This is a genomic window from Pseudomonas sp. OV546, assembly GCF_900116845.1.
Classification (GTDB): Bacteria; Pseudomonadota; Gammaproteobacteria; order Pseudomonadales; family Pseudomonadaceae; genus Aquipseudomonas; species Aquipseudomonas petroselini.
The window spans coordinates 147,034-160,757 of the sequence record NZ_FPCE01000005.1; the positions used below are offsets into that span (position 1 = coordinate 147,034).

Sequence of the window (13,724 nt, forward strand, 5' to 3'; positions counted from 1 at the left end):
AGATCAAGGCCTGACCGGAAATAACGATTGCGCTGATGCTATCAGAGACGCAGGCGCCCGCCACGACTGCGTGCCGCCCCCAGGCCATGCGGCAGCAGGCTGGAGCGGGTGTGCGCATGGCAAATGGCAATGGCCAGGGCGTCGGACGCATCGATCTGCGGTTTTGAGGTGAGCTTGAGCATGTGCATGACCATCATCTGCACTTGCTCTTTGTTGGCGGCACCGGTGCCAACCACGGCCTGCTTGACCTGGGTCGCAGTGTATTCGGCGATTTCCATGCCCTCTTCGGCGCCGGCAACGATGGCGGCACCACGGGCCTGGCCCAGCTTCAGGGCGGAGTCCGCGTTCTTCGCCATAAACACCTTTTCGATGCCCATAGTGACCGGCCCGTACGTCTGGATCACTTCACGCACGCCGCGATAGACGATCTGCAGGCGCTCGGCCAGTTCGCCCGCACCCGTGCGGATGCAGCCCGAGGCGACGTAGACACAGCCGCGCGGGGTCTGTTGCACCACGCCAAAACCGGTGATGCGCGAACCGGGGTCGATACCTAGGATTAAAGTCATAACGCCTGCAGTTTTGTGGAAACACATAGATCCAATGTGGAAGCTGCTTTTGTGGCGAGGGCGCTTGCTCCCGCTCGACTGCGTAGCAGGCGCAGGTTTTTGGGGGCGCGTCGCACCCCAGCGGGAGCAAGCTCCCTCGCCACAAAAGCCCGCTTCCACACTGGATTTCATCATGCTTAAGCGAGTTGTTCGGCTACTGACTCTGGGATGTCGGCGTTGGAATACACGTTCTGCACATCATCCAGGTCTTCAAGCATGTCCAGCATCTTCAGCACTTTCTGCGCGCCGTCCAGGTCCAGTTCGGCACTGGTGGTCGGCAGCATGACGATTTCTGCATCGGTGCCCTTGAAACCGGCGGCTTCCAACGCATTGCGCACGGCATAGAACCCAGCAAACGACGTGAATACATCAATGGAGCCGTCTTCATTGGTCACCACGTCGTCGGCATCGGCCTCCATTGCGGCTTCCATCAGTGCATCCTCATCCGTGCCCGGCGCGAAGGAGATCTGCCCCTTGCGCTCGAACAAGTAGGCCACCGAGCCATCAGTACCGAGGTTACCGCCGCACTTGCTGAACGCATGGCGCACGGCTGCCGCGGTGCGGTTACGGTTGTCGGTCATGCACTCGACCATCACCGCCACCCCGCCCGGGCCGTAGCCTTCGTAGGTCAGTTCGACCATGTCGTCGGTGTCGGCGGCACCGGCGCCACGGGCCACGGCGCGATCAATGATGTCGCGGCTCATGTTGGCGCCAAGGGCCTTGTCCAGCGCCAGGCGCAGACGCGGGTTGGAGCCTGGGTCACCCCCACCTTGGCGCGCGGCGACGGTCAGTTCGCGGATCCACTTGGTGAAGATCTTGCCTTTCTTGGCATCCTGACGCTCTTTGCGGTGCTTGATGTTCGCCCACTTGGAATGGCCAGCCATAACACAACTCCGAAATTCTGTAGAAACCTTATCAATCCCGCCCCAGGCAGGACTTCTCTCTTTAAAACACAACCCTTGTAACGCAAAGGCGCATCCGAAGATGCGCCTTTTTAGACTGCGTAAACCTCAGTGCGCTTTCACGCAGCAGCCTTACTCAGCCTTCGGCGTCTCGCGCAGGCGGATGTGCAGCTCGCGCAGCGCCTTGGCATCCACCACACCCGGAGCCTGGGTCATGACGTCCGCAGCGCTCTGGGTTTTCGGGAAGGCAATCACTTCACGGATCGACTGGGCGCCGGTCATCAACATCACCAGGCGGTCCAAGCCGAACGCCAAGCCACCGTGCGGCGGCGCGCCGTATTTCAGGGCGTCGAGCAGGAAGCCGAACTTCTCTTCCTGTTCCGCTTCGTTGATGCCCAACAGGCGGAAGACCGCTTGCTGCATCTCTTTGCGGTGGATACGGATCGAACCGCCACCCAGCTCGGTGCCGTTGAGCACCATGTCGTAGGCGCGGGACAGGGCGCCGGCCGGGTTGGCTTCCAGCTCGGCCGGCGAGCACTTCGGCGCGGTGAACGGGTGGTGCAAGGCGCTGAAGCTGCCGTCGTCGTTCTCTTCGAACATCGGGAAGTCAACGACCCACATCGGGGCCCATTCGCAGGTCAGCAGGTTCAGGTCGTGACCCAGCTTGATCCGCAGCGCGCCCAAGGCTTCGCTGACGATCTTGGCCTTGTCGGCGCCAAAGAACACGATGTCACCGTCGACTGCACCGACGCGGTCGAGGATCGCGTTCAGGTTGTCCAGCGGAATGTTTTTCACGATCGGCGATTGCAGGCCGTCAACACCGTTGGCGCGCTCGTTGACCTTGATGTACGCCAGGCCCTTGGCACCGTAGATGCCGACGAACTTGGTGTAGTCGTCGATCTGCTTGCGCGGCATGCTCGCGCCGCCAGGCACGCGCAGGGCGGCGATGCGGCATTTCGGGTCGTTGGCCGGGCCGCTGAACACCTTGAAGTCGACGTCCTTGAGCTGGTCGGCCACGTCCACCAGTTCCAGCGGGTTACGCAGGTCTGGCTTATCGGAACCGTAGCGGCGCATGGCTTCTTCGAAGGTCATGTGCGGGAAGTCGCCGAACTCCAGGTCCAGCACTTCCTTGAACAGGTTGCGGATCATTTGTTCGGTGAGGCCCATGATCTCTTTTTCATCGAGGAAACTGGTCTCGATGTCGATCTGGGTGAATTCCGGCTGGCGGTCGGCGCGCAGGTCTTCATCGCGGAAGCACTTGGCGATCTGGTAGTAACGGTCGAAGCCGGCCACCATCAGCAATTGCTTGAACAGTTGCGGCGATTGCGGCAGAGCAAAGAAAGAACCGGCGTGGGTACGGCTAGGCACCAGGTAGTCACGCGCGCCTTCCGGGGTGGCCCGGGTCAGGATCGGGGTTTCGACATCCAGGAAGCCGTTCTCGTCGAGGAAACGACGGATGCTGGTAGTCATGCGCGAACGCAGGCGCAGCTTCTCGGCCATTTCCGGACGACGCAGGTCCAGGAAGCGATAGCGCAGGCGGGTTTCTTCGCCCACGTCGGAGTATTCGTTGAGTGGGAACGGCGGGGTTTCCGATTCGTTCAGCACTTCCAACTCGTAACCCAGCACTTCGATGCCGCCGGACGCCATGTTCTTGTTCACGGCACCCGCCGGACGCAGGCGAACCTTACCGGTGATCTTCACGACGTACTCGCTGCGCACGCGGTCAGCGGCGGCGAAGCTCTCGGCGCGGTCAGGGTCGAACACCACTTGGGCCAGACCATCACGATCACGGATATCGAGGAAGATCACCCCGCCGTGGTCGCGGCGACGGTGAACCCATCCGCAAAGGGTGATTTCCTGACCTTCCAGGGTCTCGTTCAGTTGGCCGCAATAATGGCTGCGCATCATGGTAGTGGTTTCACTTCTCGTAATTCGAAATTCGGTGGAGGCCTGCCTCGTCACCGTACATTAAAGCAGGGGACGGATAATGCAGGAGCCTGCGCGTAGAGTTCAACTCAGTCTGCTTTGTCGCCGCCGGCGAGGTTCTTCTTGGCGCCGGTCTTGAAGTCGGTCTCATACCAGCCGCTGCCGCTCAGGCGGAAGCCCGGCATGGACAACATCTTCTTGAGCTCCGGTGCCTGGCAGGCAGGGCAATCGACCAGCGGCGCGGCGCTGATCTTCTGAATGGCTTCCAACTGATGACCACAGGAAGCACATTGATAGTCGTACATGGGCATGGAGATGTCTCGGCGATCAGATCGTTACTGCGCCACGCCTGCCCTACGGGTTCCGCAGCATGCGTAGCAAAGCGCGGGATTATATCTGGTAAATCGAGGCAGCGCAGCCGGCTTTCTGCCGGAGCCTTGCCCATCTCAGCGTACGACCTTGTGGTGAGCGGGCTTGCCCCGCGCTGGGTGGCGAAGCCGCGCCAATGAAGCCACCCCAATAAGGACACCCGAGGTCCAGGATAGGCCTGGGTCGCCTGGTTTGGGGCCGCTACGCAGCCCAGCGCGGGGCAAGCCCGCTCACTACAAGGGCCGGCGCCGGTGCTCAATGCACTATTCCGGTGAACAGGACGGTTCAACACCCCCTTTCAAGGCGTGAACCACACAGACCACCCTGACCAACCCACTGAAGTTTTTCACACCGCCATAACGCAAGTGCACTTCCCGGTCGACATAGGACAGCAACGCACTGACTGAACAGGCGTTGATCCTGGCTATCTCCGTGAGGATATTCCAGTAGATCTGCTCCAATCGCAGGCACGTGGAAAACCCGTTGAGCCTTACCGACCGGGACAATGGCTTGGCCAGCCCCATATCGAACCCTTTCGCAAAAGGGTCGATCTTTATCCTATGAAAACCACCGGTTTCCATCACTCCATTACCCACTCCGCGTGACATACACCTGACACTCCATTGCCAAACAGCAGCCCATGGGTTGTCCCATTGGGCGATGGCCTTATAAAACCGCAGGCAGAGGCAGGCAGCCAGAAGACGGGGAGTTGATAGACGTAGGACAACGCCAGGAAACGCGCGGAAACAAGCGAGCGGCGCCAGGAAGGCGCCACTCAGGGCAGGTGTTTACTGATTTTCGAGCAGGGAGCGCAGCATCCACGCGGTTTTCTCGTGAACCTGCATACGCTGGGTCAGCAGGTCGGCCGTCGGCTCATCGCTGACCTTGTCGAGCAGCGGGAAGATGCCACGTGCGGTGCGAGTGACCGCTTCCTGGCCTGCCACCAACTGCTTGATCATCTCTTCTGCGCTGGGCACACCTTCTTCTTCCTTGATGGAAGACAGACGGGCATAGATGGAATAGGCACCCGGTGCCGGGAAACCCAGGGCACGGATACGCTCGGCAATGGAGTCCACTGCCAGCGCCAGCTCGTTGTACTGCTCCTCGAACATCAAGTGCAGCGTACGGAACATGGGGCCCGTGACGTTCCAATGGAAGTTGTGGGTCTTCAGATACAGTACATAGGTATCGGAAAGCAGCCGTGAAAGCCCGTCGACGATGGATTTACGATCTTCTTCACTGATACCGATATCGATTGCCATGTTTATCCCCTTCAATTGACAAGCATTCATTGATCAGGTGCAGGACCACTCTAGCAAGAGTGCCGGTGATGCGCAGCCCGGCGCGGCAATTCGCCCCGGCGTGGCCATTCAAACGGTGCGGCCGGGCCTCTGGCCCAAGTAGGAAATATCCCTGCAACCCGTTTGAAAAGCCTGCACGTGTCTAGGACAAGCGTTTGACACAGAAATGCCGTCATCCTTGCAACACCCCGAAATGCTTGATTTGAGTAGGCACAGCCTTTGCTGTTAAATAGGCGGCGTGTCGTCGCCGTTACTTTCTGCGGCAGCGGCATAGGCTGATACCCCGCGCACGTGCCCAACGCCTCCCATTGTTCAGAAGCGAACCGTGCCAGTCAGCTCTTCCTCGTGATCCGTCTTAAAGTGAGTTAATCAAAATGTTGAAAATCGTCCACCTGCTAACGGGCGTTGCAGCGTTGCTGCTGTCCTTTATACCGAGCTTGCAACAGGGAAGCCCTCCCTACCTGGAACAACACGACGCTCTGTACCTGGCCTTGTTCGGCCTTCTTAACCTGACGCTGGCACCGGTGATCCCTTACTGGAACAAAGGCACACGTCATCAACTGCAAAACCTGGTCAGCGCGCTGCTGGTACTGACCGTGGTCGTACAAACCCTCACCCTCCTGGCACCTATGCCTGAAGTCGGCGGCCACCCGGCCATCCTGCTCAGCCTGGTGATTGCTGTGGTCGCCATCGTTCTTCACCTGGCCATCAGCTTCTACCGTTCCTCCCCTGCGGCCTCGTCGCAAACCTACGACATGACCAATCGGGATACCGGTACCGTCAAGTGGTTCAACACCTCCAAAGGCTTCGGCTTTATTTCCCGTGATTCGGGCGACGACATTTTCGTCCACTTCCGGGCCATTCGCGGCGAAGGTCATCGCGTCCTGGTGGAAGGCCAGCGCGTGGAATTCTCCGTCATGAATCGCGACAAAGGCCTGCAGGCCGAAGACGTGATCGCTGCACTGCCGCGTCGCTGATACCCGCGCTCGCAGCAAAAAAAAACCGCGATCCAGCTTGGCTGGGTCGCGGTTTTTTTATGCGCGCCTGTTAATAATGAGGCGGCGGCGCTTCTTCTTCGGAGGTTTCGAATTGGCCGCCCATTTCTTCCTGGCGTTTAAGTAGCGCGGTCATCTGCAATTGCAGGCGCTCGACAGCACGCTGCTGGGTGACGAGGATGTCATTGAGGGTCTCGATGGTGTCGTCCTGGAAGGCCAGGCGGCTTTCCAGGTCGGTGACGCGGTCTTGCAGATCCATGATTCAACCCTGGGTAAAGATGAAGTCGGCGGGCAACAACTCGCGCAGACGGCCGCGGATGGCTGCCACTTGCGCATCGGTGTAAGGCTGCGCCGGATGTTTGCCCCATACCGGCGCCGGCCAGGCGGCATCGTCACGCTTGCGCACGATCACATGCACGTGCAGCTGGCTGACCACATTGCCCAGGGCGCCGATGTTCATTTTGTCGGCGCAGAAACCGTCATTCAGCGACTGGGCCAGGGCCGTCGTCTCTTGCCACAACCGCTGCTGATCGGCGACATCCAGCTGAAACACTTCGCTGATAGCGTTGATACGCGGCACCAGAATGAACCAAGGGTAGTTCGAGTCATTGGACAGCAGCAGGCGGCACAGGGGGAAATCCCCCATGACCAGCGTGTCTTGTTGAAGGCGTTGATCTAAAGCGAACACCGCAGGCACTCCGTTCGGCAGGTCAGGTTCAAGGCCCCCAGCATACCTGCGAATCGCCCACGCTTCACGCCAGCGCCTGCGCGCATGAACATGGCGCAATGAAAAAAAGTGCACCATTTAGAGACAGGCGAATATTTCGACTACGCTCAATGACCAATCCTGCTGCGATTGGCCAAACACTGATCAAAAGATTATGGCGAGACCCGCGACACAGAGGCCTCAAGAAACAAGGCATTGAGCCATCACCGCAATCAAGCGATATCTGGGGGCCTGCACCAAAATGACCCATTTATGCCTCAAAGAGATCCGTCGTCTACCCACCGACTGGGGTGAATGGGTAACGTTTTCTCCAGATTCAGGATGTGCGCACCTCTACACCGATGCGGAGCATGGGCGTCCGGGCCAAACCAATCGGCGTAAAAACCCCGTGCTTATGCGGTTTTCACGGAGCGACGACGTTTTTCACGAAAAAATGACATTCGGTTTGCGGTTTGGGCACGCTTGCTGCATTCATCCTCTTATCGTCGGCAACGGCACCAGAAGGGAATCAGGTGTTTCGCGATGAAAACAACAGCGGTTCAATGCGCGCCAAGGACGATTTCAAACTTTTAAAGTCACGTTTTTTACGCTCTTTTAACGGTTTAGAAACAGTATTGAAGTTGTCAGCCTCGTTACAGTGAGGCTGTGAATTTGCGACATGGATATAGCAATCTACGACAAGCTCGTAAAGAAGCTGAAAGGAAAGTTGGGCAAGTATCGCCAATATTGTCAGCGTGATATAACTTTGCGCCGACACAAAAAGAAAGAGCCGCCCAGACAAAAATACAGGTGGGACGGCAGTACTCTTCCTAAAACCAAAGGAGCAAATCACGATGCGCGTGATGAAGTGGAGCATGATCGCCCTGGCTGTCTCGGCAGCAGGCACCTCACAGTTGGCAACGGCGTCCTCTCAGGACGATTCCAAGGGCTTTGTTGAAGACAGTACTTTCAGCATTAATACCCGCGCTCTGTATTTCAGCCGCGACTTCCGTAACAACCCGTCGGGCCCGGGCACGAAGAGCCGTGCAGAAGAAACCGGCCTGGGCTTCAACGCCCTATACGAATCGGGCTTCACCCAAGGCACCATCGGTGTCGGTGTTGACGTGATCGGCCTGTTGGGCGTCAAGCTCGACAGCGGCAAGGGTCGCGCCGGTACCGGTCTGTTCCCAACCGGTTCCGACGGTCGTTCGCAGGATGACTACTCCAAAGGCGGCGGTGCCGTTAAGTTCCGTATCTCCAATACGGTCCTGAAAATCGGTGACCAGTACACCACGGCTCCTGTGTTCGCTTCTGACGATAGCCGCCTGCTGCCAGAGCTGCCACAAGGTATCTCGATCACCAGTAACGAGATCAAGGGCCTGAAGCTGGAAGGCGGTCACTTCACCTCCAGCGTCGCGCAAAACCAGACCTACCATGACAGCCTGGGCCTGACCAAAACCGACTTTGTCGGTGGTGTGTACTCCTTTACGCCTGAGTTCACCGGTAGCCTGTACTACGCGAAGACCGAAGATTACTTCCGTAAGTACTACAGCAACCTGAACTGGACCCACGCGCTGAGCGACGATCAGTCCTTCGCCCTGGACTTCAACATCTACGACACCAAGAGCGAAGGTGCCGGCCTGCAACGCGCAGAGAAAGATGGCACCACCAAGCTCGACAACCGCGCGTTCAGCTTGCAGGGCGCTTACACCATCGGCGCTCACACCTTCACCCTGGCAGCCCAGAAAGTCACCGGCGACGGCGACTACGGCTACGGCGTAGACGGCGGCGGTAGCGTGTTCCTGGCCAACTCCGTTGCCCGTTCCGACTTCAACGCCGAAGGCGAGAAGTCCTACCAAGCTCGCTACGATATCAACATGGCGACCTTTGGCATTCCTGGTCTTAGCTTCATGACTCGTTATGTCACCGGTAGCGGCGCCAACACTGCCACCACGTCGAACGGTAAAGAGTGGGAACGCGACATCGAAGCCAAGTACGTGGTACAGAGCGGCCCAGCGAAAAACCTGAGCCTGCGTCTGCGTCAAGCCACTTATCGCTCCGGCGATGGCGTGTACTACGGTTCGCCTTCGATCGACGAACTGCGTCTGATCGCGAACTACCCGCTGAACATCTTGTAATTGAAGGTTTGATTACAACGATGACTTGAGGCCTCGGCCTGAAATAAAAAGCCGCTCCCTTGTTAAACAAGGGAGCGGCTTTTTTATGGCTGTAATGTTTCAGCACGGGAATAACTAGCAAGCTAGCTAACGAGATTGACACTTGCACCTCGAACCTGACCTGACGGCCAAGTTCAAGACTATTGGCTCACGCTACTTGGCGACTGTTTCCTGCATCACACGAATAACCCGCTGCGGAAATGGAATATCAATCCCCGCCTCTTTTAAACGATCACGTGCAAGTTCGTTCAGCATAAACACCACGTCCCAATAATCCGACGTCTTGGTCCAGCAACGCAGGGATACGGTGATCGAACTGTCGCCCAAGGTCGACACCACTGCCACAGCGGCCGGGTCTGCCAACACACGCGGGTCTTTCGACAGTTCCAGCAACACCTCACGGGCTTTCTGCAGGTCGGCCTCGTAGTCCACACCTACGTCAAACACCACCTTGCGGGTCGGCTGGCGGTTGGTGTTGGTGATGATGCCGTTGGACAGGATGCCGTTCGGCACGATCACGGTCTTGTTGTCGCCGGTACGCAGCACGGTGTGGAAGATCTGGATGCTATCGACGGTACCCGAGGTGCCCTGGGCTTCGATCCAGTCACCAAGGCGGAACGGGCGGAACAACAGAATCAGCACGCCACCGGCGAAGTTCGCCAGGCTGCCTTGCAATGCCATGCCGATGGCCAGGGTGGCGGCACCGATCGCCGCAATGAACGAGGTGGTTGCCACACCGATCATCGAAGCCACGTTGACCACCAGCATGATCTTGAGCGCAATGTTCGCAAGTCTGGTAATGAAATGTTGCAGCGCCATGTCGGCATTACGCAGTGCAAGCAAGCGCCCTACCCGGTGGGTCAACACGTTGATCAGCCACCAACCGATGACCAGGGTGACCATGGCCAGCAAAAACCGGCTGCCGTATTCCATGATCATCGGGAGCCACGATTCTGAGGTCTTGATCAGGTGATCCATTTCAGCGTTCAAATCCATCTACATTCTCCTGTTTACCGGATGTTCGGTGTATTGAGTGGCCATAAATGCAATTGAGCCCCGTAGGGCTCAATCGTGGGAGCAGGTGCTGGGGCGTGGGACGTCAAAAACGCCCGCTGGTTCCCCAATGTGCCATCAGTCGCGGAAGTTATTGAACTGCAGCGGCATGTCGAACGTCTTGGCGCGCAATGCCGCAATGGCCTCTTGCAGGTCGTCACGTTTCTTGCCCGTGATACGCACCTGCTCACCCTGGATGGCGGCCTGGACTTTGAGCTTGGCATCCTTGACGTGGGCAACGATCTTCTTCGCCAGCTCCTTGTCGATACCTTCCTTGAGCACGGCTTCCTGCTTCATCAGCTTGCCGGAGGCGTAGGCGTCCTTGATTTCAAGGCACTGCGCGTCGATCTTGCGCTTGACCAGCGACAGCTTGAGGATCTCGATCATCGCTTCCAGCTGGAAATCGGCTTCAGCGGTCAGGTTGACGGTCAGTTCCTTTTCCTTGAATTCGAAGCTGCCCTTGCCTTTCAAGTCATAGCGACGGTCCAGTTCCTTGACGGCGTTCTCGACGGCGTTGGTGACTTCGTGTTTGTCCAGTTCGGATACCACGTCGAACGAAGGCATGTCATTTCTCCAATATAAGGGGCGGGCTCAGTAGAGATGGAGCGCGCCCGAGCTAAAATGCCGGGGCATTATAGCGGTTCTTTCGCCCCATTCACTGTGAGCGACCCCACGGAGCACAAACTGATGTCGACCACCTGGCATATTCTCGGCGCCGGCAGCCTGGGCACACTCTGGGCCACGCGCCTGGCGCGCGCGGGCGTCCCTGTCAGGTTGATCCTGCGTGATGAGGCGCGTCTGGCCAACTACCAGACCACCCAGGGTCTGACCTTGGTAGAGCACGGTGTAGCACAGACCTACCCGGTGATCGCAGAAACGCCTGACAGCCCGGAGCCGATTCATCGCCTGCTGGTGGCGTGCAAGGCCTACGACGCCCAAAGCGCCGTCGCACAGTTGCAACGGCGACTGGCGCCCGACGCGGAACTGATCCTGCTGCAGAACGGCCTCGGCAGCCAGGACGCGGTCGCTGCACAAATGCCCCAGGCCCGTTGCATCTTTGCCTCCAGCACCGAGGGCGCGTTTCGCGACGGCGACTGGCGCGTGGTGTTTGCCGGCCATGGCTACACCTGGCTGGGGGACGCGAGCCACCCTACCCCGCCACTCTGGCTGGATGACTTGCAGGCGGCTGGCATTCCCCACGATTGGAGCGCCGATATCCTCACGCGGTTGTGGCGCAAGCTGGCGCTCAACTGCGCCATCAACCCACTGACCGTGCTGTATCAGTGCCGTAATGGCGAGCTGCAAGCCCACCACTGCGAAGTCGCCACCCTGTGCGCTGAACTCGGTGAACTGCTGGAATGCTGCGGCCAGCCCGCCGCCGCGCTGGATCTGCAGCACGAAGTGGAACGGGTGATCCTGGCCACGGCGGCCAATTACTCTTCCATGTACCAGGACGTGGCCGCCGGCCGCCGCACCGAAATCAGCTACCTATTGGGCTATGCTTGCCAGGCGGCCGCCCGTCATCAGCTGAACCTGCCGCATTTAAACCAGCTGCAAGTACGCTTGGTCGAGCAGCTGCTCGCACGCAGATTGCCCCGCGACTGAGCCACGCGCTACCCTGCCCGCCTGTCTATCACCTGGGAAAACCCTGATGCCGCTGCGCCAGCGTCTTGAAAACCTACCCGTCGGGCAGAAATTGCTGGCCGCGCTGCTGGTGCTGTTGACCACTGTATTACTGGTGGCCAACCTGACCTTTATCAGCGCCGCCTACTGGATCTCCCAGGAAAGCATGGCCCCCCAGGCCTTGCAGGCCATTGGTCGCCTGGTGTCCAACCCCGCGCTCGCCGCCGAGGCCCTCGAATCACCCGCCAAGGCTGACGCCCTGCTCAATGAGCTGACCAGCTATTCACCCTTGCGCGCCGCCGCCCTGTACGACGGCGAAGGCAACCGCCTGGCGCAGATGCAACACGGTGACCGCCTGCACCTGCCCGACAACTACCGGCATATCGAAGCGTGGCGCGTGACCGAGTTTCGCAGCAACCAGGTCATCACCCTGCCCCGTGCGGGCCAGCCGTCCGGTCATCTGCTGCTGGTGGCCAGCAGCGAGCTGCCGGTGGCGTTCTACACCGGCACGCTGACCGCCAGCCTGGGCATCCTGATTTTCAGCGTGTTGCTGTGGCTGATCATCGCCCGCCAGATCAAACGCCTGATCACCCGGCCGATCCATGAACTGGAAGAGCTGTCGCGCCAAGTCACCCGTGAAGAGAACTACGCCCTGCGCGCCGGTCGTGGCAACCACGATGAAATCGGCAGCCTGGCAGAAGCCTTCAACACCATGCTGTCGCGCATCGAAGCCCGCGAGCAGCAGCTCAAGCGTGCACGTGACGACTCCCAGGCCGCCTACGATCAGGCCCAAGGCTTGGCCGAAGAGACACGCCACACCAACCGCAAGCTGGAACTGGAAGTCCAAGTCCGCAGCAAGATCGAGAAAAAACTCACCGGCTTCCAGAATTACCTGAACAGCATCATCGACTCGATGCCCTCGGCACTGATCGCCCTGGATGAACAGCTCTACGTCACGCAGTGGAACCAGGAGGCCAGCGCGCTTTCCGGTACGCGACTGGATGAAGCCCTGAACCAGCCGATCTACCTCGCCTTCCTGCCACTCAAGCCGTATCTGCCGCAGATCAGGGCGGCGGTCGAGCAACACACCGTGGAGCGCATCGAACGTGTCACGTGGTTCAAGGACGATGAACCCAAGCATTACGCCCTGACGTTCTACCCACTGATGGGCGGTGCCGGGCGGGGCGTGGTGATCCGTATCGATGACATCACTCAACGGCTGTCCCTGGAAGAAATGATGGTGCAGTCGGAGAAGATGCTCTCCGTGGGTGGCTTGGCCGCTGGCATGGCCCATGAGATCAACAACCCGCTGGGGGCAATCCTGCATAACGTGCAGAACATCCGCCGCCGGTTGTCTCCCGACCTGCCCAAGAACCTGGAACACGCCGAACAGGCGGGCATCGAGCTGGAAACCGTCAACCGCTACCTGCAAAGTCGTGAAGTGCCGCAACTGCTCGATGGTATCCAGCAGGCCGGGGCACGGGCGGCGAAGATCGTCACCCATATGCTCAGCTTCAGCCGCCGCAGCAACCGGCAGATGGCACCGTGCGACTTACCGGCGCTGATCGACCAGGCGGTGGAAATCGCCGGCAACGACTTCGACCTGGCCATCGGCTTTGACTTCAAGGGCCAGGCGATCATCCGTCAATTCGACCCGCAGCTGGGCCCGGTACCCGGCACCGCCAACGAACTGGAACAGGTGCTGCTCAACCTGCTTAAAAACGCCGCCCAGGCCATCCACCTGCGCGAAGACGACAGCGAGCCGGGGCGCATTATCCTGCGCACCCGCCTCAACCCACCGTGGGCGGAGATCCAGGTGGAAGACAATGGCATCGGCATGAGCGAGAACGTGCGCAAACGTACATTCGAGCCCTTCTTCACCACCAAGGAAATCGGCCAGGGCACCGGGCTTGGGCTGTCGGTGTCGTATTTCATCATCACCAATAACCACAAGGGCCAGATGGAAGTGCACTCCACCCTAGGCCAAGGCACTTGCTTTACCTTGCGCTTGCCTCTGGCCGGCAGCCAACTGCCGCCTTACGAACTTACCCAACTGGAGCAATGACC

Annotated in this window: 14 protein-coding genes; 4 read left to right on the top strand and 10 right to left on the bottom strand. The window is 59.2% G+C overall.

Features of this window, described 5'->3' with window-relative positions:
• Positions 1–41: 41 nt before the first annotated feature.
• From ruvC to BM403_RS13430, 6 genes are all read right to left on the bottom strand, one after another.
• Entirely contained in the window at positions 42–566 is a 525-nt protein-coding gene (ruvC, locus tag BM403_RS13405; protein ID WP_015885612.1) for a crossover junction endodeoxyribonuclease RuvC, read from the bottom strand.
• Positions 567–742: 176 nt separating this feature from the next.
• Positions 743–1,489, bottom strand: a complete 747-nt coding sequence (locus BM403_RS13410) for a YebC/PmpR family DNA-binding transcriptional regulator (protein WP_015885613.1) — start codon at positions 1,487–1,489, stop codon at positions 743–745.
• 150 nt (positions 1,490–1,639) lie between these two features.
• Positions 1,640–3,415: an aspartate--tRNA ligase gene (gene aspS, locus BM403_RS13415; protein WP_015885614.1), complete on the bottom strand. Its 1,776-nt coding sequence runs from the start codon at positions 3,413–3,415 to the stop codon at positions 1,640–1,642.
• A 107-nt stretch (positions 3,416–3,522) separates the two neighbouring features.
• Positions 3,523–3,744 carry an FmdB family zinc ribbon protein gene (locus BM403_RS13420; protein WP_003193872.1) on the bottom strand — a complete coding sequence of 74 codons (222 nt, stop codon included), beginning with the start codon at positions 3,742–3,744 and terminating at the stop codon, positions 3,523–3,525.
• 321 nt (positions 3,745–4,065) lie between these two features.
• Positions 4,066–4,410: a ribbon-helix-helix domain-containing protein gene (locus BM403_RS13425; protein ID WP_015885615.1), complete on the bottom strand. Its 345-nt coding sequence runs from the start codon at positions 4,408–4,410 to the stop codon at positions 4,066–4,068.
• Positions 4,411–4,590: 180 nt separating this feature from the next.
• A complete protein-coding gene (locus BM403_RS13430; RefSeq protein WP_003193874.1) occupies positions 4,591–5,064 on the bottom strand; it encodes a Dps family protein in 474 nt (157 codons plus the stop codon).
• Positions 5,065–5,477: 413 nt separating this feature from the next.
• Here BM403_RS13430 and BM403_RS32365 point away from each other — a divergent pair, with 413 nt between their 5' ends.
• A complete protein-coding gene (locus BM403_RS32365; protein ID WP_025854767.1) occupies positions 5,478–6,080 on the top strand; it encodes a cold-shock protein in 603 nt (200 codons plus the stop codon).
• 70 nt (positions 6,081–6,150) lie between these two features.
• Here BM403_RS32365 and BM403_RS13440 read toward each other — a convergent pair whose 3' ends face one another.
• Entirely contained in the window at positions 6,151–6,357 is a 207-nt protein-coding gene (locus BM403_RS13440) for a SlyX family protein (protein WP_015885618.1), read from the bottom strand.
• Positions 6,358–6,360: 3 nt separating this feature from the next.
• Positions 6,361–6,786, bottom strand: a complete 426-nt coding sequence (locus BM403_RS13445) for an HIT domain-containing protein (RefSeq protein ID WP_093543426.1) — start codon at positions 6,784–6,786, stop codon at positions 6,361–6,363.
• Between the two features lie 872 nt (positions 6,787–7,658).
• Here BM403_RS13445 and BM403_RS13450 point away from each other — a divergent pair.
• Positions 7,659–8,942 (top strand): OprD family porin, encoded by a 1,284-nt coding sequence (locus BM403_RS13450; RefSeq protein WP_093543198.1) that lies wholly within the window; start codon positions 7,659–7,661, stop codon positions 8,940–8,942.
• A 192-nt stretch (positions 8,943–9,134) separates the two neighbouring features.
• Here the strand turns inward: BM403_RS13450 and BM403_RS13455 are convergent, their stop codons facing one another.
• Both BM403_RS13455 and BM403_RS13460 read right to left on the bottom strand, forming a co-directional pair.
• On the bottom strand, positions 9,135–9,977 hold the full coding sequence (locus BM403_RS13455) for a mechanosensitive ion channel family protein (protein ID WP_015885621.1): 843 nt from the start codon (positions 9,975–9,977) through the stop codon (positions 9,135–9,137).
• 135 nt (positions 9,978–10,112) lie between these two features.
• Entirely contained in the window at positions 10,113–10,598 is a 486-nt protein-coding gene (locus tag BM403_RS13460) for a YajQ family cyclic di-GMP-binding protein (protein ID WP_003209785.1), read from the bottom strand.
• 123 nt (positions 10,599–10,721) lie between these two features.
• On the opposite strand from BM403_RS13460, the gene BM403_RS13465 reads away from it, so the two are divergent.
• Together BM403_RS13465 and BM403_RS13470 are read left to right on the top strand one after the other, a co-directional pair.
• The gene (locus BM403_RS13465) at positions 10,722–11,639 is read left to right on the top strand and encodes a putative 2-dehydropantoate 2-reductase (protein WP_093543201.1); all 918 of its coding nucleotides are present in this window, start codon (positions 10,722–10,724) and stop codon (positions 11,637–11,639) included.
• Between the two features lie 46 nt (positions 11,640–11,685).
• Positions 11,686–13,722: a sensor histidine kinase gene (locus BM403_RS13470; RefSeq protein ID WP_015885623.1), complete on the top strand. Its 2,037-nt coding sequence runs from the start codon at positions 11,686–11,688 to the stop codon at positions 13,720–13,722.
• Positions 13,723–13,724 lie beyond the last annotated feature (2 nt).